The sequence below is a fragment of the Geothrix fuzhouensis genome (genome assembly GCF_024609325.1).
Classification (GTDB): domain Bacteria; phylum Acidobacteriota; class Holophagae; order Holophagales; family Holophagaceae; genus Geothrix; species Geothrix fuzhouensis.
The window spans coordinates 1,042,072-1,062,758 of sequence record NZ_JANHMQ010000001.1; the positions used below are offsets into that span (position 1 = coordinate 1,042,072).

The window sequence follows — 20,687 nt, forward strand, 5'->3', positions numbered from 1 at the left end:
TGGTATTTTTCAGAAATCTGAATCGTAGATGACCAGAATGTTCCCTTTTATATCCAACGATATCTATCTGATACCGGTGCCTCTGGCCTCGAGCATGCGAACGGCGAAGGTGGCCAGCCAATGTTCCCCCTCGTAGCTCCCCGTGGCCAGGTGCGGGAGGGAAGCCCTGGCATGGCGGTCGGCAGCCCGCACCAGGGCCGATCGTCGCGGGTCCTTCGGCCCGAAGGTCCGGGCCAGGTCGTACAGGGCCCGGGCGCGGCTCAAGTTCAAGCCGTCCAGGTGGACGATCTTGGGATCTGTGCGGTCCGAGACGGTGACGGGGCCTAGGGTGCCGGGCAGGCCGGGCAGGAACCCATCCAGCCATCGCCCGAACCGGTCGCGGGGAAGCAGGCGGGCCATGAGGGCCGCCTCTTCCAGGCAGGGCGACAGGAAGTCCTCCCCGCCCGGCTCCCAGGCCAGGGGACCGCTGTGATCTTTCCAGAACCAGATCTGTGCGCGATCGAGGATGGCCGCCTCCAGACGGGCGTCCTTCGCCGCCCTTGCATAGTCCAGCGCCAGGTCGAGGCTGAACGCCGAATTGGGATGCACACCTGTGCGGATGGGATAGGTCTGCTTCGGCAGAAAGTCCTGGAAGGCCACGGAAACCCGGTCGGCCAGAGGCTGCAGCGCCCCAGACCAGCGTCGGGCCTCGGGGGCATCCCAAGCCTTCAGTTCCGCCGCCAGCTTGAGCAGCCAGGCCCAGCCGTAGGTTCGTTCGAAACTCCGGCGACCCGGCTGGTCGAAATAGGCGACTTCCGCGGCGATGCGCTCCGGGGTCAGGTTCTCGTTCAGCACCCCACGGATCTCCGCCGCCTTCGCCATGTCCGGATGGGTGCGCAACAACCGCACCAGCATCCAGTGGCCATGCACCGAGGAATGCCAGTCGAAGCATCCGTAGAACGCCGGGTGGAGCGCCTTCGGCGCCTTCACCTCCTCGGCACTGTTCATGACGTGATCCAGCTTGTTCGGGTATTCCTGGCGTGCGCATTTCAGCGCCAGCGCCGCGAAACGGTCCGCCGCCGCGTCCGTCAAGGCCAGGTCCGCCTCCTGGGCCGACAGGGTGATCACCACCATCGCCAGCCCCAGTCCCCACGCCCTCGTCACCATCTCCACCTCCCGGATGCTGGATTCTATCGGCCGGTTTGCTAGAATGAGCGTCCCGGAGAGATGGCCGAGTGGTTGATGGCACCGCACTCGAAATGCGGAGACGGGGAAACCTGTTCGGGGGTTCGAATCCCTCTCTCTCCGCCAGAACGATCTCCAAGATGTTGATTCTAGACATCTTGGAGTTTTTGCATTTACTCACCCATATTTCTACCCATATTTTTACTTGGCTTTCGAGTTTCTGTCACCGGGCTGACCTCGACCCACTCCGTTTCCGTCTTCTCGACCAAGGGCGATGAGGTACGGTGCCCGCGAAGCAGATCGGGATTCAGGTCGGAGGGCTAACGCTGGGAGACCGCCTGAGAACTTCCGGGTGACGCCCTGAGGTCCAGCATCCCTGCAAGGTGGGACTGGAGGACCGTCGGTGCACTTGACTCGGTCTGAATGCAACGTGATACGAAACCCAGACGTATCATTGAGGAAGACCATCCAGACTGGATTGCAACGGAGGCAGCAGTGCCACTTAACGAGAGACACCTTGAGGCCGTCATTGCTGCCACCTTGGCCGTCAATAAGTATGGACTGGAGAAGTCCTACAAATTGCTTCCGAGTCTCCGGAAAGCTGGCCTCACAGATCCTGTAACGGTGGCAAAGGCCGATGCGGGTGATGTGATGATGCGGCTGTGCAAGGCCGGGTACGACCGAGGCATGTTGACCGAGATGATGGCCGGTCGGTTAATTAACCTGATGCAGGCCGTTCATTCTGGAGCACTGGATGGCCTGAATACCCTTGTCGATAACCGCGCCAAGGGAGGGGCTATGGAGCTCCTTTGCGCTGTGAAAGGCATTGGTCCAAAGGTCGCGGCTGACGCATGGATGCTCCTCACCACATAGGTCTTAGCATCACTATGCGCTCCACGCTACTCCAAGTTCGCGGCCTCGATGATCCGTTGGAATTCAAAAAGGAACTCTCGGAAGTTTTGGGAGAGAAAGCGCACAACCCGACCATTCTCTAGCAGAGGCCTGAGGTAGCCACGGGCGATCGTCAGGGCCATGATGTGCTCGTTGTAGGTTTCATCGAGCATACGGAAATCCTTCTCCTGGATCCTCATCTCGTGCTCGATTCGAGCGAGGTCGTCTGGATGAATGCCTGGGATCTTCTTCGGGCTCTCAGGATCCACAAGCTGTTCCCTCGACGTGGTCATCACGAGGGCACGGGCATACGTCACCGAGTAGTTCCCAGCCGCGACCATGATCTCGGACATCTCGATCTGGCGAAGTGGTTTCACCTTTTTGAGGAGTGACAGGGTCTTGAGGGCAACCTGCTTGTCCTGGAGCAAGCCAACAGCCTCTGGGCAGATGGTAAAGAGCAGGCTTCGATTCATGCGTACCGTATCGACCGCTAGGTTGAGCGCCCGCGCAATTCGCTCTTCTGGAACCCCAGCGTCCATTGCCTTCAGGATCATGCGATTTGCCTGGATGGGCGCAATTCGGTTCACCCGCTTGTTGAAGGTGTAGCCCTCATTGGCGAGGGAAACGAGACAGGGGGCCTCGGAGATCCCAAGCTCTCGCAGTGCTTCGACACGAGCGTGCCCATCGAGTAGAAGGTATTTCCCACCCTTTTGTGGGAACACGCTCAAGGGCTCAATGATTCCCACCTCGCGGATGGAGGCGGTCAGGGCACGGAACTTGGATGACTCCTTCAAGTTCTCGCCGGTGGCTCGCGTCGGCAAGAGCCGGTCCAGCCGGATTGTGATCCCCTCCAACTCAAATGCTGGTTCAAGCCGTGGGGCGCTCATTTCTGAAGCATTTCATTTAAATACTTCGGCAGGGCATCGAGTTTCTCGGCCCGAAGAAGGGTCACGAAGTGATCGTTCTTCATCAAATCCTTCAGAGCCGTCAAGACAAACCGTAGTTGCTGCTCGCAATGTCGGGATTTCTTCACCAGCAGTTCCTGCTTTTGAGTTTCCTTCCGCAGTGTGCGGACCAAATCCTGTTGTGAAGGTGCCTTGGATCGTCGCGAGCTAGACCTTCCTAGGTCTTTGCCATGAGCCCGACGCTCTTCAATGAGCCTGCGCATCTTCACTAGCGAGCGTCCACGAAGTTTCCCGCTGTCATAGGCATCCTGGAGGCTACGCTGCATGCCCGCATCATCAAAGGTGGCGATTTCAATGGCCGATGTGATGGGAATGTCGCCACGTTCGACCGCCGCGACCAGACGATCTTCTCCGTTCTCAATCAGGCGGATGAGTTGCACGACGTAGCTCTCGCTCACGCCCGTGATTGCGGCGATGGCAGACAGGCTGTGGCCGCGCTCCCTTAACCCAGCCAAGTCCCTTGCCAACTCCAGGCAGGATGGTGTGCGTCTGGTCAGGTTTTCGACCAGGCTACAGAGAAGGCGATCCTCCAGAGGTATGTCTACAACCACCGCCGGGATTTCTCGGGCTCCGTAGGCGATATAGGCTTCAAGCCTCCCCTGCCCACAGACGAGATCGAATCCATCTTCTCCCTCGCGTCGACTGACGGTAATTGGCTTCTTAAGGCCGATCTTGGCGATGTTCTCCACGATCTCCCTGAACTTCCCTTTGCTGCGACCTCGTGCATTGATCACGCGAATCTTATCGATGGAAACAATCTGGACCGTGGTCATGCTGCCACCACAGCCCTAACCGTTTGAGCAATTCCGAAGAAATACTCAAGCGACTGATAGCGGTATCCATCCAGGAACATCCCGTTGTCCTCCTTGATGCGAAGACGGGCCTCCCTCACGTCCAGAGACGGGAGAACGTAGTAATCGAGTGGGGCCATATTTGCTGCATCCATCCGGACGACGATGGTGAGATCTGGCACGAGCCCAGTGTCCAAGCGGACCATCCAGCGCATGGCATCGGCTCTGGAGACCTGGCATCGAGAGATGACAATCGAGACCGAATGCATGCCGTTGATGAGAAGCAGGTCCGTCCTAGGATCCTGTGTGACGGTGCCTCCATGCTCCTCAAGAGCCCTTATTACCTCCGCCATGATCTCGGGGTGAAGTCGTCGTAACCTCCGATTGATTTCCACATAGGCGAAATCCCGATCAGGCAGGTAGTCGACCAGTTGATAGGCCCTTGCGAGGCTGCCGAAGCGATGCCGGTAAGCTGAACTCGATGGCATGCCCTCTGCCTCGTCAATGATCAGCCCGCTCAGGCGACCATTGCGTTGGGCAAGGCCTCGAAGCAGTTCCAGAAACTCCGTGTCCGAGACCCTCTTGTGGCGTTCCAGGATGATTTCCTGCGCTAGAGTGAAATCAATCATGTCCACCACGGCATCGAAGGCCTCGTTGCGCCGAACCCACATCTGGGGTGGATTTTTGACACGCTTCTTTTTCAATTTGAATGAAACCTTGTTATACACGTTGTTTCCAACGTATTTTTCGTTCGTGAGCACCTGGTGAATCATCCCTCGGGTCCAGTCCCGGCCTAGCTCTCCGAAGATTCCAGCCCGGTTGAGTTCTCCAGCGATCTGCCGTTCGGTGTATCCCTCCGAAACGAACAGACGATAGATCCTACGGACCACCGCCCGCTCGTCCGGTGGGCCAGGCACCAGCACCACGCGATCGGTCTGAAGGCTCTTCTGTTCACCAGGTTGTAGCTCTGTTTTTGGTTTTCCAGCCTGATCGATGAGCAGCCTCCGTAATCCGTATCCGGCTGCTCCCCCTTGCCGGAACCCTAGTTCAATCAAGCGGCATTGGCCCTTGAACACCTTTGTCGAAAGCTCTCGGCTGTATTCACCGGCCATGGCCCGCTTGACGCCCTTCACGATGGTGCTGACCGGGCTACCATCATTTTCAAATTGCTCTGCACAGTACTGAACGTTGATCCCGGCCCGTTTACAGATGTATTCGTAGTAGGCACTTTCGTCGGCGTCCTGGAATCGCCCCCAGCGGCTCACGTCGTACACAAGAATCGTGGTGAAATCCGCCCGACCGCATTGGACGGTCTCGATGAGTTCTTTCAGACCATCCCGGCCATCAAGGCGAAGCCCACTTTTCCCTGCATCGCAGAATGTCCGGACGATCTGAATACCCCGTCTTGTGGCGTATTCCTTCAGGGCATCAGACTGATTTTCCGTCGAGTACTGCTGATGCTCTGTGGACATCCGCACGTATTGGGCTGCCTGGATCAGGTCGTCACTCATGCTGCACCCCGTCTGTCTAGGTGGTGGTGGGCTTCGGCAACCGTTCCTTGGCCCTGGCAGACGACCCTACCTGCCTCTCGGCTCGCCCACCATGACCTAATAGGTCAAGTTTTCGGCGAAAGCATGACCAGTTAGGTCAAGTCCATGGGGGAATCTGACCTGGCGTGTCGGCGTGCCCTCCTCGACAGAGGCTCCCCCTATGAACTCCCTTCCCAAACGCCTTGGTCAAAGGATCGCCAGACAACGACGGGCTGCGGGGCTGACTCAGGCCGAATTGGCCGAAAAGGTCGGTGTCCAACCTGAAACCATCAGTCGTCTCGAAACCGGGAAAAGAACTGTTTCCCTTAGAGTGGTGGCCACAATCTCTGAATCGCTCGGCCTTGAACTCCATGAACTCTTCCGACTACAGCTTTCTGACAGCGCCAAGGACCAGGCCATGGGAAGGCTTACGTGGTTTGCTTCACGGCTCACGGCAGCCGAAATCGAGCTCATTCTTGATGTCGGATCCGCAGCGTTAATGCATGTCCGAAGGGCTCAAGGGAAATAGGAGGCAATTCCGTCCACTCCCCCTCATTTCCGTCATGGCGGCCATGAGCGACGCAGGGCGGAACCCGCAAAGCGCAGCGGCCCGCAAGACGGAGGGCTCCCCCTGGGAGACCATCTTGGGGGCTTGCGGGCTCCGACCGGAGGCGCAGCATCCTCGCCAGAACGGGAAGGAGGGGGCCACCTTCAGTAGCCAGAAGGCCCCCCCAGCGCTCCTGCCGAGGCTCAGGCGGCCTCCTCTTCGCCCACGCCCTGCATCCGACGGCCAAGAATAAAGTCAGCGGCCTTCTGGGCGCGGGCGGCAGCGGTAACGAAAGCGCTCTGGTCCTTCTGAAGCTTCTCCAGCCATCCCTGGAGGTAGGCCGTCTGGTTTTCAATCACGGCCTGGTCGATGCCAACCTCGGCACACAAGAAGGCCGCACAAAGCTCAGCCACCAACTCTTCCATGGAATAATCCCGACCCCCAAAGTGAGAACCGGACATGAGTTCCTTCCGATTCAGCCGACTGGCATGGCCCGTGGCGTGACCAGCTTCATGGAAAAGGGTCTCGTAATACCCCTCAGGAGTTCCGAAGGCCTTCCGATCGGGCAGCTTCACCAGATCCAGGCCAGGTATGTAGCAAGCGCGGTCCCCGCCATAGTGCAACTCTGGACGATGCGGCATGCCTTCCCACAAGGCCTCAGCGTCCTGGATGGGGTCAAACTCGGCAGTGACAGGAAGGGCTTCTGGCAGCACCAGGGAAAGTCCTTCGCATTGGGACACATTGAAAACGATGTAGGTCTTTGCAAAGGGGATCTTCCTTCCCACCTGATCGGCTTCTGTGGCGGTGTCCTCAGTGATCTCCAAGAGCTTCCAGAAGACGACTGGGAACCCATGCTCACCTTTGCGGATGTGGCCGCCGAGCGCCTGCGCCTGACGGTAGGTCAAGAAGATCGGGTTTGGGTAGGACAGCATGCCCAGCAGGAACCAATTGGCACCCCTGTATAGGTTCCCGCTGATGTTGCGCGGATGCTGCATTCCTAAACCTTTGATGGCCCTCCAGGGACGACGCCAGGGGATCTGGCCATGGGAGAGCATGTCGAGGATGCGGGCAGTGATGGATTCATAAGCTGGGGACATGGTGGACTCCTGAATCGTGGGGTGAGGGAGAGAGAAGACCGCCCTACTGGGCGGCCTCCTCTCGGGGCTCAGCCTGCTTGCGGCTCAGGATCTGAAAGTCGGAGGCCACAAGCTCGACCACTTGGCGCTCCACGCCATGCGTGTCGGTGTAGCTTCGCGTGCGCTTCTCGCCGTAGATCAGAACGGCCTGGCCCTTGCTCAGGAGTTTCTCGGCGCGGGCTGCGAGGGTGCCCCAGATGACGACAGGCGTCCATTCGGTGTGTTTCTGGCCCCGATATACACGGCTGGTGGCTATGGAGAAGGAAGCTTTCTGCTTCCCGGTGGGGGTGAGGGCGAAGCGCGGATCGCTGCCGAGGTGGCCGGTGATGATGAGGGTGTTGAGGGTCATGGTGTGCTCCTTGGGGTCTGCCGCTCCCTGCGGCTCGACCAAGACAAGCGACGCCGCTCCCAAGGCAAGAGGACGCTTTCGCGGAGGGGCTCCCGCTCGGCGGGAAACAAGAAAGCAGAGGACTCGCCGCCGCCGGGCGCAAGGGAAGCGCAGGCAAGGCCGCAGGGAACGGCTGAACAAAAGCGAAATTGCTCTCAGCCTCTGTGTCTGTGCCGCCCCTGGAGACGGTCTGCCGGGTTAGCCCTTTGCCGGATAGACCACCCTAATCGTTCGGGCTACAATTTCGGCTGTCATTGCGGGCGCAACCTGAGCATTGAACTCCTTGATGGTTTCTTGGATCACACCTTCCAGCATTTCGGCAAGCTTGTATCGTCTGTGGGCAGGTTCCGCCTTTCGGATCACGAACCCGTCGGGGAGCACGTCCAAGTCGAGGGCATCTCCCGCCTTGATGTCGAGGAGTTTCAGCAGACCGGCAGGAATGGTGATGATGACTGCCCCACCCTGTTTCCGTGCCTTGACCAGGATCATCGTGCCCTCCGAATTGTCCCCAGCGGTGACGCAAGACAGGTGATAAGCCTGGATTCGAACAGCGTCACTAAATTCTCCTCATGCATAGCCAGCCCTCCTTTCCATGGAGAACGCAGGTTCAAGTGCCTCTTCAGGGCCTGTCGTCGCCACTCCCATTAACGGACTCTAGGTGGGACCAGCGCGGCGATCCAGGATCGGCATTCCTGCTCGTCACGGAAGATCCGGCAGAGCCTCTGATCGGCTCCGGCTGCGACGACCCGTGCCCACTGGGAAAACCGCTCGTGTGACGAATCGAAGACCGTCTCTGCGAATACCGGGCTGAATCGATCGGTCATCACATTGCTCGCGAGGAAGCATCCTGCCGGGGCTGCGAAGTAGACCTTCTTCGTGAGGCGAAGAGAAATGGGGTTGATGTTCATGTTCAGATCCATGGGCTAGGGTGATGTGAAATGAATCGAAGGGCACTCCCTTCCACCCCCCCCATAGGGGGGACACAAGGGAGTGCTGAGGCGGGTGATGTCAGTCTTCGTCAGGGGCCTCGGTGAGCAACTCCTGGATGTGGCGCAACCCCTGCTCTGAGACCTGCAAGGTACGCGGGAGCAGGTGACCGTCCTTCCGGAGCCTGGTAAGGGCGTTTTCGAGGGCCTTCCGCGCCTTCTGGCCAGCCCCGAAGACCTGCAACTGTAGGGCCTCACGGTCGATGGGTTCCTTGGCCCGGCTAAGCGCCACGAGAAGCTGGAATTGCAGGCCAAGCTCCTTGAGCTTCCCCCGGTTCTTGAAAAGCGTGGCGACGATTTCCTCCCCCTTGGGGTGAAGCCGAAAGCAGCCCTGGCCAGGATCTCCAGGGTCGATGCGGTCCAGGAAGAGCAACTCAGGTTTAGCGGCCTTGACCTTGCTGACTCGCCCAACCGCGTAGCCCAAGTTGTAGGCCTTTTCCGGGTCTAGGCCCGACCGATCGGCTTCATCCCAAGTGATCCAGCCAAGCTGGAGAATGAACCGTGCCGCACCTTCGTTGGCGCTGCTTCCGCGCATCATGCTGGGATGCAGGCGCTCGTGGATGGGGCTGCGATCCTTGCCAATCTGCCCCTCCTTCCGCAGGTGGTGGGAGAAAATGACGGTGACGCCGTACTTCCGCGAGAGTGAACGGGCCACCGCCCAGAGCATTCGCGATGAGGACGCATCATTCTCTGATCCATCACTGACCGCCGCGAAGGTATCGATGATCACCAGAGCAGGCTTGATTCCTGCCGTGATCATCATGCCAAGCTGGTGCTCCAGATCTTGATGCAACCGTGCGAATGAAGTGTCCAGAGTATGTTCCCAGTTGGGCACATAGGGCCAAAGGTGCTTTCGGTAATTGGCCTCGTTCTCGTCCGTCCAATCAGGGAAGGTCTCCGCAACGCTATCCACGCGAGGCTTGACCTCCTCAACGCTGTCATCCTCCAGGAAAACCATCAGGACTCCGCCAGGTTCATCCAAGGTCTTCCTTCCAAGCACCGGCCTCGCAATCGAGACTCCAGCAGCGATCTGCAACAGAAGTGAGGTTTTCCCGTGGTCACTGACCGCGCCGACCAGACCAGGCACCCCAAGAGGAATCATCCCGTCCCAGAGCCACCTTCGCGGAACAGAGGGAGAATCCCTCAGTTGATCCATGTTCAGCTTGATGAGTGGGCCAGGACGTGCGGGAGCCTGCACCTCCTGCATGGGGGCCTTGGGCGCACCCGCCACCAGCTTTTGGAGGTCTGCCAAGGAAAAGAAGGGGGGGAACATATCAGCGATGTCCCACCCATGAAGAAGGCCCCCTGGAAGCGTGACAATCCGCGCATACGCCGTGGATTTGGAAATCCGGAAATCCGTTGCGTACTCTGCAACGGTCATTGCAATTCTGGTTGGTCCCATTTGGACACTCCTGGTCACGTTTGTGATCACCGCGATCACAGAACCAGGATTTGGGCAGGCAACTCCACCAACCTGAGGAGACGCCTCCTCTGGTTGGTTGGACTGTTATATGGTGGATCCGAGCCGAAAACCTAGCCTAAGACCAGGTGTGACATCGGCGACTCAAGCCTATTTCTTCGCCGCAGTAGATCAGCCGCAGAGCGCAGATCTTTTGGAAAATCGACGAGGCCACCGCTCTTGCCTCCAATAAATGCATCATCTTCGCGTAGGAGCAGATGTTTAAATCGTCGGCTATTGAAGTCGGCGTCCCAATCGGAGACATACACCGGAAATGGCGAATACGGAATCTCGGGCTCAATGTCGCGAAGAATATACCCCCAGGTCATGGCTGGTCCTTCTGGTCCTTCTACTACGCGAATGGTCTTTTGGATTTCCTGGCCTGAGGTATCGATCGGGAATGATCTCCCAAGATGCAATAGTGCATGTTGTTCTGTCTCACTCGATTTTTGGCGTATTGAAAGGGTTGATTGAGATTTTGGAACACGGTCTTGTTTGGAGATCCTATCGAGCTCCTGAGGCACCCATTCGAGAAAACTGACTGAATTTTCTTTCTCGTGGCATTTCAAGAACCAGGAATCCATCCAATTCCACGAGCTAGATAAATCTCGTTTCTTAATATCAATTTTTTTCAACATTTCTGGTGTTACCAGATTGACTTTTTTTAAATTGATTCGATCTTCAATGCTGTACTCATTACCTAATTTTTTACTAAAAAACATAGAAATCCCTCTACAAATATCAATACCTTCTATGTCATCACATAGCATATCCAAGGTATTGTTTATCCATAAAATTTCGAGTTCCAAAAATATTTTAAATCTGGAATATTTCCACTGCTCCATAGCAATAAACATTTTCGCAAATTCATCTTTGGTTTCTGGGCCTGTGGTCAAAAAAGCCCAAATCAATGCCGCCCGAAATTCAGATGGTATGTCGTCCCACTCAAGCCATTGCTTGTTCCAGCGGGGATCCTTCCACACTTTGGTCATTTTGAAGTTACGCCTAATGGAACTTCTGTCGCGCATGTTTTCAACAAAAAGACCAAAGAACTGTTTGGAAGTATTTGGTCATGCGGAATAAGCACATATTTCCAAGGCTTCCCACCATTTTCAAGCTCGTGTTTTGTGGCGTGCTGGCACCACAAATCCGCTGCCGCTTTCTTGGCCAGAACAATTTCGTCCTTCATTTCCTTGGCCATCTTCGGCTCACAGATAAGCTTCATGCTCTCTGTCTCCACCACAAAATCCGGCTCGTAGGCATGGTCTTTGTTGTAGAAAATTCTGAACTGCCCCGACGCTGGCTTCATCCACTTCAGCGCCTCCCGCTCGTTTTCGAGGATCTCGGCGAAACGGCGCTCTGAATCAGAATCGAATTTCTGGATGGGATACATGCAGCGCTTGAACCCATTGAAGAGCATCTTGGGGATGTCCTGCTTGTTGGAAACGGGCGTTTTAAAGTCCCGCAGGGGTTCGTCTGTCGGGGCTTGGAAGACGTTGGCCTTGAGAACCACGAAGCCCTTCGTGACACGGGCTTCGTAGCCGGTAGCCTTCTCCCACACCTGCGCCTGCATTTGCGCGTGGATGAAGTCTCCAAGCTGCTTCTGGTGGTACTGGAGCACATTTTCAACTTCGCCATCATCGGCCAAGTAACTTTGCAGGTGCTTCACCAACTGCCCCGCTAGCTTGTACAAGAGGGCGGCATGGTCGTCGTAGGAGATGTCATCTCGATCGATGAGCTCGCGCACCAGGTAATCTTCAAGGCGCTCCTCATGCCCAAAGGCCAGTCCTGCTTGCAGGAAGCGCCTTTCGTTGGTACGGATTTCCTCCAGAAGGATGTTCCGATCCACTGGCTGAAGCCGAACCCCTGTGGTATCCAGATCGAAATCCGAAAAGCCAGAACTCACTTCTCCGGTGGGCACCACGATGATGCGTGGAATCGAAATCGTCTCTTTGACCACATGGGCGAGCGTTTGCTCGACGATGGCGGCGATGTCTGGCTTGACCTCCCCTTCCACCACTGGGCGGGCCGCATAGGCTATCTCGGCCTCACGGACGATCTCTGCCCGTACATCTTCCTTCTTCAGTTCATAGGCCCCGCGAAGGTGCTCAAAGTTGGGAAGTGAGGTAAGCACAGAGCGAACAACATTCTTTTCTGCCTCGGTCTTGAACATCGGCTCTTCGGCGGTAGGTAGCAACAATGTGTGCTGACCTCCGTCCGTGGCTTCAACCAGGGTTCCAAGAAGGCTCGCTTCGAGCACCGATGGCACTGTGACCACCTGTTGTGGTTTATCGGGGATGTCCTTCCCGATCACCAGGCCCTTCCTGATGATGGAATCAGGGTCCTTCGCATGATCCACAATGTCCTGGAAACGGTCGTGAGCCACGATAGTCAGGGTGTCTACCTCGGGCACACCTGTCCGCTTCCCGTAGGGCAAGCGCAGACCACGCCCAATGGACTGCTCCACCAGGGTTCTGGAATTGGCAGCCCGCAGCGGGACGATGGTGTACAGGTTCCGAACGTCCCAGCCCTCCTTGAGCATATTCACGTGAACCACAATTTCCGTGGGTTCCAAGGGGTCTTCCACCGCGAGCAGTTTCGCCACAACGTCTTCGGATTCCTCTCCACGTAGATTGGAATGGACCGTGATCACGCGGCTCTTGTAGCGCCCATCGAAGAAATCATCGTTTTGGATGATTGCCACTAATTCATTGGCGTGGGCGACATCCTGAGCCACGACGAGCATGAAGGGCTTCACATAGGGAACCCCATTCTGCTTCGCGTAGGTGGTGAGCTCCACTTTGGTGAATTCGTGGATTCGAACTCCGTCCTCTAACTTCAGCTTTTCTAACTGCTTTTCGGTGTAGTTGGCTGGATTGAAATTTTCCCGCGTGGCGACGGCGGGTTCCTTAACGAAGCCGTCCTTCATGGCATTCGCCAAAGAGTAGTCATAGATGACGTTCTTGAAGGGAGTGCGGCTTCCTGCACTGCCTTCGACGAAGGGGGTTGCCGTAAGCTCCAAACCCATGATGGGCTTGAGCTCGTTGATCGCTTTCATGCCAGCGGCGGCTCGATAGCGATGCGCTTCATCCATCAGCAGGACGAGGTCCGGTAGGCCCGCCAGATAGTCGAAATAGCTCTGGCCGATGTATTCCGCCAAGCGTTTGATACGAGGAGCCTTGCCGCCGCGAACTTCGCTGTTGATCTTCGAGATATTGAAGATGTTGATATGGATCGAATCCATGCCCGGTAGAGCCTGGACTTGCATCCCCTCTGGACGGTCCTCCACCCGGACACCGCGACCACTTTCGTAATTGTCGCCAGTGATGATTTCAGGATGATTGAAGGTGAAATCCGAGATGCCCTGGAAGACATACTTCGATGTTCCAGGCGTGAAGTCTGTGATCAGCTTGTTGTAGATCGTAAGGTTGGGCGCGAGGACAAAGAAGTGCCGGATGCCCTTGGCTTGGTACAGGTAGGCGATGAAGGCACCCATGAGCCGCGTCTTGCCAACTCCTGTTGCCAGGGCGAAGCATAGCGAAGGGAAGTCGCGCTCGAAATCCTCCACCGTCGGGAAAAGGGCCTTGATCGCGTCCAGAGAGGCTATCGCGTCCTGATCCTTAGTCATGGGCAGAAGGTCTGCAACCTGCGCCAGAATCTTAAGGGATTCTGCCTGGGGAGCACGGAGGCTCATGCGCCCCACGAGGGCGTTCAGGGTCTTATTCATTCTTCCACCTCCAGCCCGAGCGCCTGTGAGCCTTCGCTGGGCTTGGCTGTCTTCGGTGGCCTGCTTCGACGTTTAGTAACCCCTCCGGGCTCTGGCGTAGCCACGGGATCTAGGGGCGCGGCTCCAAGGTCAGAGGCGCTGGGAAGGTTCTGGATGTTCAAGCTGTAGTCGTCGTGCCCCCACTCGCATTTCGAAAGCACACTCTGGGGAATCTTCTTGAGGGTGAGATTCGGGTAGGACTCTGCATCACCTCGGAATGCCCCACAACACACCAACAATGTCTGCTTCTCACCGACCTCTTCGGAGATCGCGCGAAGCTGAGTCTGGGTGAGGGACTGTGTTGTGACGTAGATAAAGTCAGCCTCATTGCTATGTCCCTGCCTCCAGTAATGATCCTGGCTGGGCGCATAGGTGAACCCATGCAGCTTGCACATGGCCTCGGCGAGCATGCCCGAATTAAAATCCTTGCTGATTACCCAATTGCCCCATGGGTCCTTTTCAAGGAGAGAAGGTGCAAGGTGGAAATAGCGGAAGCCACCACCACCTTTCCAGTCCACTGCTTTGGTGATCCCGCCTGGATCTGCGCCATCTATGACCTTTTCCATGCGGGGAATTATGTGTGTTTGACAGTGTTCTCCCAACTCAATCATGATCCAGCGGCGGCCCATTTTATGCGCGACTGCGCCGGTTGTCCCGGAACCCGCAAATGAATCTAGGATTAAGTCCCCAGGATCAGATGCAATATGAATAATTCTATTAAGAAGCAATTCGGGTTTTGGGGTAGAAAAAGGTGCTTTGAATAATGTTTTTTGTTCACCCATCGCACTCTGAGTACTTCCGGCTTCGCTACTAAGCCAGACGCTTCGGGGAACAATAGCTTCAGCATCGTTTAGAAACATCTTCAGGCGTGGTGCCTTAGACTGTCCATCCTTCCCCCAATACAAAAGATTCGCTGCCTCATTTTGGGCGTGGGTTTCCAGTCCGTACCTCCAAGTCAACGTGTCCGGTGGGAAGATCAATTCACCAGTGGTCGGGTTCTTAATGCCGTAATAAAGGTTTGGACGCTCGATTCGGGTCTTATTCCCAGTGTATGTAACCGAATTCCAGGGCCCGCGAGGGTCCTTGTCGGGGTTTTTGTAATAAACGTTCTGTTGTTCCCCGCGTGGAAGTCGATTTGGTTTCCAGGATGCTTTGTCCTTTGCATAGATAAGGACGGAATCATGGTCGGTACTAAAATACTTTGCATCATTCGCCGGGGACACGCGTTTCATCCATGCAATTGTAGATACAAAATTAGCGCGTCCAAAAACCTCATCGCAAAGCACTTTCAGGTAATGCGCCTCATTATCGTCAATCGTGATCCAAAGAGATCCATCCTTAGATAAAAGTCGTTTGATAATCTCCAAGCGATCACGCATAAGAGAAAGCCAGATGGAATGCTCCAATCCATCGTCGTAATGGGTGAAGGCACTTCCTGTGTTGTACGGGGGATCGATGAAAACACACTTCACCGCCCCAGAAAATTCCTGCTCCAGCGCCTTTAGAGCCAGCAGGTTATCTCCGAAGATTAGCCTGTTGTCGAAAATGTCCGACTCAGAGACGCGTGTCTTGGCCTGGTGCGAGAGCCCTGAATCCTCCAGGAGGATCCGTGGCTCCAGGCGGGGGCGCTGGTTTTTCCCGATCCAGGTCAGTTCCAGCTTATTTCGTGCAGCCATTGGTTTTCCCTAGCAAATGCGAAAGGTGAGGTGTCCGGAAGGAGGATAAAAGGTGAACCATTCGCTTGTGTGACCTGCTGAAGATCCCATACTATGGGCAAGTGGATTGGGAGTGCCCGATCGGCGCTGGGCTCCGGTGAAAGTCGGAGCCCTTCGCTTTTTCAGGGAAAGCACTTCAATCCCCAACCTTCGGTCTTGCCCTGGGGGCTCCGAAACAGCTTGGGTTCGATCAGATCCCAGGCACGGTTCGGCTGCCTGGGGTCCATGACATGCCGCCCAATGGGTCGAGCCACCAGGTCTGCAAGCTGCAAGCCCGAACAGTTCGTCTGCTTGTTCGCGAACACGACATCCAATGGAAAATTCTGCTGCCGATAGTTCTTCCCGTCGCAGATCCTCCGGAATTCCAACTCCAGATCGTCGTCCTCCTTCTTACCTCGGCTCTCCACGATGATGTGCGTAAGCCGCCCATCCTGCCCCTTCTCTTCCAGGAACTTCACGACCCGTTCCAGGCCGAACTCCATGGAGAGTTTGTAGGGGTGATGCGGATGCACATACTTCGCCTTGTGCGCCTCCTTCTGGATGACGCAGGCGAGGATGGTGAAGGGCATCCCTTCCATCATGGCGTTCATGTCGCCCATGAAGGACTCCCGCTTGTCCTCTCGCATGAGCAAGGCGAAGGGGCCTTTGCGCTTCCGAATGTCATGCTCGTGGAGAATCACCTGGTCGTGGCCAAAATGCTTCATCTTCATGGCCTGAAGCTCGGGCACCGAATGGAGGCGGTAGTCGTCTTTCTTAACGATGCAGAAAGCGAGCACGAAGATCGGGAAGTCGGGATTGATCGACTCCAGGCTGTGATCTCCGCTCTCATCGACAAAAACGAGGTAATCACCAAAAGGAGGAGGGGGCTGGAATTCTGCTGTCATGTGTAAGGTATGCCCTCCTTGCTTACATTAATGCCCATTGAATCATGAATAAATCGACAAGCCCATGCTGAGCTTTCAACTGATCCTCGATCTCAGTGATCAGGCCTTCTCGTCGTTTGTCGATCTGGTCCTGTTGTTCATAGAGTTCGCGGCGTAGCCGGTTCCGCTTGCTTTCCAGGTTCCGAACCGACTTCTCGGCCTCGACCTTCTCCAGGAGGGTGGCGCAGGCCTTCTTCGCCTGTTTCGCCTCCCGAATCTGCCGCCCAAGGTCCTGGAGCTCCCGCTCAAGGCTGAGCTTCAGATCCTCCGCCCAAGCATCCAGCTTGGCGGATTCCTCCTCGAAGTAGCTGGTGTTCCGCAGTTCGACCTCTCCCAGACGAGCCTTCACTTGGGGCTCAAACCGGGATGACCATTCCAAGGGCAGTAATCCGCCCTGCAAGGGTTCCACCGTGGCTGGAAGCCCGAGTAGCTTTTCGCACTGCTCCTGGTCTAGCCATTGCCCATCGTCCGTCCGTCCTGCGAGCAGGAGGAATTCCTCGATCTGGACTGAATCAATGCGGAGCTTGGCCAAGCAAAGCTGACCGCCCTTCCCCCGAAATGGGTCCAATAGGCTGACCTTCTTCCCTGCCCCGGAGAGATCGAATACCAATTTTTCAGACCGCAACACTCTGCCCAAGGCCTTCTGGAGAAGGCTTGAGGCCAGGGGATGATCTTCTCGGTAGAAGGTGGCCCCTCGCTCGTCTGCCTCCGGCCACTGCATGTGGTAGTGACCACGGAAGGCACCAGAGGTGACTTCGAACCTGGGGCTGGCATCGAAAAAGGTCGCCTGACCATCAAGCTCTGTCTTGGTGAGATCCCAGAGCAGGGCTTTTCGATGGTCCAGCGCTTCTTTGGCCTTCTCCCTTCTCACCCTCAACTTGGCGGCAACGTCCTCGTCGAAATTCTCCAGAAGGGTGGTCCTGGTCTGGTTCATCCGCGCCTGGATCTGGTCATCAAGCTCTGCCTGAAGCGCCTGGAAAGCCCCCTGAATCTCCTTCGGGGTACGGCATTCCTGGTAGACCTGGGCAATCCGCTTCTCGAAGTCCAGGCCCGATTCAAGGGATCCCAGCACTTCGTCGCTGGCCCCGAACACGCCATCGAACAGGCGGAATTTTTCGGAGAGGAGCTCGAAGACTCGCTGATCGGCCTCATTGCGTCGATTCAGGAAATTCACCACCACCACGTCGTGCTGCTGGCCGTACCGGTGGCAGCGCCCGATGCGCTGTTCGATCCGCTGGGGGTTCCATGGCAGATCGTAGTTGACCACCAGAGAGCAGAACTGAAGATTCACACCCTCGGCGGCGGCTTCCGTAGCAATAAGGAGAGTGGCCTGGTCGCGGAATTCCTCAACTAAGGCCGCCTTCATGTTGACGGCCTGCGAGCCCTCAAGAATGTCCTGCCCGGCGTGGCGCTTCTTCCACCGCTGGAAGATCGCTCTGGGCTCCGGCTCGGTGTTCACGCCATTCAGCGTGACGATCTGGCCTGCATAACCCGCCTCCGAAAGCAGCTTCAACAGGTAGGCCTGTGTTCTGCGGCTTTCGGTGAAGATCACCGCCTTACGTGCCGCGCCGAGTTCCTGCGCACGGGCAAAGGCCGTTTCCAACGCCGTGATCAAGGCCGACCCCTTGGCGTTGTTCTGGATGGTCTCTGCCAGTTGCAGATAGGACCGCAATTCGGATAACTCGGCAGCAAGCTTGGCCGGATCGGCGTCCCGCTGGGCCTCGTCCTCCTCCCATTCGTCAGCCAGTTCTGGAAGCCCTTCGAAGTCATCTTCCAGGGCCTTCTGCTGGTCTTCCAGGCGCTGCGCCATGCCCTTCAGGGCACCGGCGATGGCGAAACTGGAAGATGCCAGCAACTTTCTCAACACAAGTGTGATTAAGGCCCGCTGACTGCTGGGAAGCGCCACCAGATCGGGTCGCTGGAGATAGTCGCTGATGCGCTCGTAGAGAAGCTGTTCCTCGTCCGAGGGCGTGAAATCCTGGGTGATTGGAATTCGCTGGGTGTACCGGATGTACTCCAGAACCTGTTTCCGGAGGGTCCGGATGCAGAGGGGCTTCAGCCGATCCCGAAGACTCCGGTTTCGGAAGTCTTCGTTCGGTGCTCGAAGGAACTGTTCCTTGAAAGACTCCAGATCCCCGAAAACCCGATCATCGATCAGGCTCACCAGGCCGAAGAGCTCCAGGAGCGAGTTCTGGAGAGGCGTAGCCGTGAGGAGCAGCTTTCGATAGCCCTTGGTGGCATCGGCGATGGCTCTGGCGATCTTGTTGCCAGGTTTATAGACGTTCCGGAGCCGATGGGCTTCGTCCATGACGACCAGGTCCCATGGAACTTCGCGGACCTCCTTGGCCTTCAGTGCCGCGAAGTGGTACGAGCAAATCACGACTTGCGCCTGGCCGGTGCGATTCGTATCGAAGGGATTCTGGGTCCCCTCCTTCCGGGCTTGGTTGAACGATTTCGAGTCAAGGACAACCGAAGGCAGATAGAACTTCTCATCCAACTCCATTTGCCATTGTTTTCGGAGCGTGGCGGGAAGGATCAGCAGGATCCTCCGATGGCGCTCCGCCCATTGCTGCGATATCACGAGCCCTGCCTCGATGGTCTTTCCAAGCCCAACCTCATCAGCCAGGATGGTCCCCTTGGAAAGGGGCGACCTAAATGCGAAGAGCGCCGCGTCCACCTGGTGTGGATTGAGGTCTACACGGGCTCCAGAGAAGGACCTCGACAGGTTCTCCATGCTGTCCGAGGAGGACTTCAGTGTGAGCAGTTGAGCCCAGTAGTGGCTGTGGAACGGGGTTGTCATCGGTCCTTCAGGCTATGCATGAGCCCGCAAAGAATGGGCCTTATGCAAGGCAAAGCCCCATCAGGCGATAATGCCAATTGGGAAATAGGGGCCAGAGCGCGGTTTTGAAATCATTGGATTCTGGCGACCGCCACGTTTCTTGGTTACTAGGCCCACAGCAGCTTGATGAGCATCGGGTATGTCTAAAGAAGCATAATATTTATCTGTATCTATATCCTTTTGTTCATACCAACTCTGGACTGAATCAATCAACGATGATGAATAGGCTCCGCCCTGCTGTGAATCGTCTCCGGATCTCTCGCCGATGGAGCATCCGTAAAGGACTAAAAGTTCCTTCGGGCATTCAACAATTCCCTTATCGAAAGCTTTTCGACATCGTTCTGGATGGAGTTGTGGCATCCTTCTTGCCGCCTTTTCGATTAGGCTTTTTGCCACTGGGCGCTCATCGTAACTTTCGCGGCAACAATCCAGAACAATAGTCTGCCTAATGCTAGGAAGTTTTAGCTCAGAAGAATCGAAGTCTTCTCCGTTACGCAGAGAAACAATTGTTGATTTTGTTTTTTCGGAGTACCACCCATGACCCGAGAAAACTAAAAATAAATAGTCCACATTACCGATGACTGAGAGCGTTGTTTGGAGTCGCATGGCAGTGGGACGGTCCAAAATACTAATTTCAGAATCGTACCAAAGACCGCCAATAGGAGATTTCAAAAAGCTTGAATAATTTTCTACATCACGAGCTACTCCCTCGCAATAATTCGAAGCACCGGCTTCACCAGGATTTGCAATAATTAATGCTTTGCGAGTCATCTGTTCTTCCCTTTATCTTGAGGGTTTTTTTCAACTTTCTCAATTAAACTCGGAGCCCAGCGCTCGCTGTACCCAGATACGATCGATGTAATAAATATTCCAAGATATGGAAACTCCGCCGAGCGCAACATTGGTACAACAGCACCAAGCCTGATCGCACCGCCGACAATTACACCAAAAAGTCCACCGGCCATCATCCTTGCCAGGGCCTCTAGGACATGGAGTGATCTTGGAGCTTCACTCGTAATATTGGATTTCCCAATTCGAAATATCATAAACAGTACTGCTCCGAGCAAGCCGCCTACAAATGCCATCAATAAAATGGCTACATTTTCACCGACTCGTTCAATTATCTTAATTTTAATAGTTATGCAGTAAATAGCGATAATAGCCATGATTATTGCAGACCAGCATGCGGTGCAAAGTTGCCAATATCGTGCCTTTTCAATATTTCTTAATTCAATATATGCGATCGCGGAATCCAGCATTGTTTCAGCGTTTTCATAGTCACCTTTTAACGACCTAGCTATAGATTCTCCGACCATTCGTTTGAAATCAGTTCTTATGCGTTCATCATGGTGACTATTTGGAATGCACTCAGCCAAGGCTGCCCTATTAATTATTTTATTGTGCCTTGTGGGATCTGTCTGAATCCCTGAGTTATAGGAATCCATCGTCTTCCAATCAATATCGAAATGCTCATCAATGCAAACAATAAAATCATCATTATCCATAACCAAATGCCGTATATTCACTCCCGGAAGCTTGGGGCTTGTCTCAAAATTTGGCACTATTCTCTCCCATTGCATTAGTACCA

General features: G+C 55.6%; 18 protein-coding genes and 1 tRNA gene. 3 read left to right on the plus strand and 16 right to left on the minus strand.

The window, feature by feature from the left end:
- Positions 1-63 precede the first annotated feature (63 nt).
- Entirely contained in the window at positions 64-1,146 is a 1,083-nt protein-coding gene (locus NOV74_RS04775; RefSeq protein WP_257309721.1) for a DUF2891 domain-containing protein, read from the minus strand.
- 54 nt (positions 1,147-1,200) lie between these two features.
- On the opposite strand from NOV74_RS04775, the gene NOV74_RS04780 reads away from it, so the two are divergent.
- Both NOV74_RS04780 and NOV74_RS04785 read left to right on the plus strand, forming a co-directional pair.
- Positions 1,201-1,290, plus strand: a tRNA-Ser gene (locus tag NOV74_RS04780).
- A 297-nt stretch (positions 1,291-1,587) separates the two neighbouring features.
- Positions 1,588-2,037, plus strand: a complete 450-nt coding sequence (locus NOV74_RS04785) for an MDR/zinc-dependent alcohol dehydrogenase-like family protein (RefSeq protein ID WP_257309723.1) — start codon at positions 1,588-1,590, stop codon at positions 2,035-2,037.
- Between the two features lie 26 nt (positions 2,038-2,063).
- Here NOV74_RS04785 and NOV74_RS04790 read toward each other — a convergent pair whose 3' ends face one another.
- The 3 genes from NOV74_RS04790 to NOV74_RS04800 are packed head-to-tail and all read right to left on the minus strand — an operon-like array spanning position 2,064 to position 5,322.
- Complete coding sequence (locus NOV74_RS04790) at positions 2,064-2,942, minus strand: plasmid partitioning protein RepB C-terminal domain-containing protein (protein WP_257309725.1); 879 nt, start codon at positions 2,940-2,942, stop codon at positions 2,064-2,066.
- Positions 2,939-3,793, minus strand: coding sequence for a ParB/RepB/Spo0J family partition protein (locus NOV74_RS04795; protein ID WP_257309726.1), 855 nt, complete (start codon positions 3,791-3,793; stop codon positions 2,939-2,941). Before NOV74_RS04795 ends, NOV74_RS04790 begins: the two co-directional genes overlap by 4 nt.
- Complete coding sequence (locus tag NOV74_RS04800; protein WP_257309727.1) at positions 3,790-5,322, minus strand: recombinase family protein; 1,533 nt, start codon at positions 5,320-5,322, stop codon at positions 3,790-3,792. The genes NOV74_RS04795 and NOV74_RS04800 overlap by 4 nt, the downstream gene beginning before the upstream one ends.
- A gap of 199 nt (positions 5,323-5,521) precedes the next feature.
- Here NOV74_RS04800 and NOV74_RS04805 point away from each other — a divergent pair, with 199 nt between their 5' ends.
- A complete protein-coding gene (locus tag NOV74_RS04805; RefSeq protein WP_257309729.1) occupies positions 5,522-5,869 on the plus strand; it encodes a helix-turn-helix domain-containing protein in 348 nt (115 codons plus the stop codon).
- A 221-nt stretch (positions 5,870-6,090) separates the two neighbouring features.
- On the opposite strand, the gene NOV74_RS04810 is transcribed toward NOV74_RS04805, so the two are convergent.
- The 12 genes from NOV74_RS04810 to NOV74_RS04865 all read right to left on the minus strand — a co-directional run bounded on the left by NOV74_RS04810 (position 6,091) and on the right by NOV74_RS04865 (position 20,661).
- Positions 6,091-6,984, minus strand: coding sequence for an ArdC family protein (locus NOV74_RS04810; protein WP_257309732.1), 894 nt, complete (start codon positions 6,982-6,984; stop codon positions 6,091-6,093).
- 43 nt (positions 6,985-7,027) lie between these two features.
- Positions 7,028-7,372 carry a single-stranded DNA-binding protein gene (locus NOV74_RS04815; RefSeq protein ID WP_257309734.1) on the minus strand — a complete coding sequence of 115 codons (345 nt, stop codon included), beginning with the start codon at positions 7,370-7,372 and terminating at the stop codon, positions 7,028-7,030.
- A 237-nt stretch (positions 7,373-7,609) separates the two neighbouring features.
- Positions 7,610-7,900 (minus strand): AbrB/MazE/SpoVT family DNA-binding domain-containing protein, encoded by a 291-nt coding sequence (locus tag NOV74_RS04820; protein ID WP_257309735.1) that lies wholly within the window; start codon positions 7,898-7,900, stop codon positions 7,610-7,612.
- Positions 7,901-8,055: 155 nt separating this feature from the next.
- A complete protein-coding gene (locus NOV74_RS04825; RefSeq protein ID WP_257309737.1) occupies positions 8,056-8,319 on the minus strand; it encodes a hypothetical protein in 264 nt (87 codons plus the stop codon).
- A 100-nt stretch (positions 8,320-8,419) separates the two neighbouring features.
- Positions 8,420-9,838, minus strand: coding sequence for an AAA family ATPase (locus NOV74_RS04830; protein ID WP_257309739.1), 1,419 nt, complete (start codon positions 9,836-9,838; stop codon positions 8,420-8,422).
- 92 nt (positions 9,839-9,930) lie between these two features.
- Positions 9,931-10,848, minus strand: a complete 918-nt coding sequence (locus tag NOV74_RS04835) for a hypothetical protein (RefSeq protein ID WP_257309740.1) — start codon at positions 10,846-10,848, stop codon at positions 9,931-9,933.
- Positions 10,845-13,583, minus strand: a complete 2,739-nt coding sequence (locus tag NOV74_RS04840; RefSeq protein ID WP_257309742.1) for a DEAD/DEAH box helicase — start codon at positions 13,581-13,583, stop codon at positions 10,845-10,847. Before NOV74_RS04840 ends, NOV74_RS04835 begins: the two co-directional genes overlap by 4 nt.
- On the minus strand, positions 13,580-15,298 hold the full coding sequence (locus tag NOV74_RS04845; RefSeq protein ID WP_257309743.1) for a site-specific DNA-methyltransferase: 1,719 nt from the start codon (positions 15,296-15,298) through the stop codon (positions 13,580-13,582). Before NOV74_RS04845 ends, NOV74_RS04840 begins: the two co-directional genes overlap by 4 nt.
- 161 nt (positions 15,299-15,459) lie before the next feature.
- Positions 15,460-16,221, minus strand: coding sequence for a DUF3800 domain-containing protein (locus tag NOV74_RS04850; RefSeq protein WP_257309745.1), 762 nt, complete (start codon positions 16,219-16,221; stop codon positions 15,460-15,462).
- A gap of 22 nt (positions 16,222-16,243) precedes the next feature.
- Positions 16,244-19,060 carry an SNF2-related protein gene (locus NOV74_RS04855; protein WP_257309747.1) on the minus strand — a complete coding sequence of 939 codons (2,817 nt, stop codon included), beginning with the start codon at positions 19,058-19,060 and terminating at the stop codon, positions 16,244-16,246.
- Between the two features lie 60 nt (positions 19,061-19,120).
- Positions 19,121-19,870 carry a caspase family protein gene (locus NOV74_RS04860; RefSeq protein WP_257309748.1) on the minus strand — a complete coding sequence of 250 codons (750 nt, stop codon included), beginning with the start codon at positions 19,868-19,870 and terminating at the stop codon, positions 19,121-19,123.
- Positions 19,867-20,661: a hypothetical protein gene (locus NOV74_RS04865; protein ID WP_257309750.1), complete on the minus strand. Its 795-nt coding sequence runs from the start codon at positions 20,659-20,661 to the stop codon at positions 19,867-19,869. The genes NOV74_RS04860 and NOV74_RS04865 overlap by 4 nt, the downstream gene beginning before the upstream one ends.
- Between the last annotated feature and the right edge of the window lie 26 nt (positions 20,662-20,687).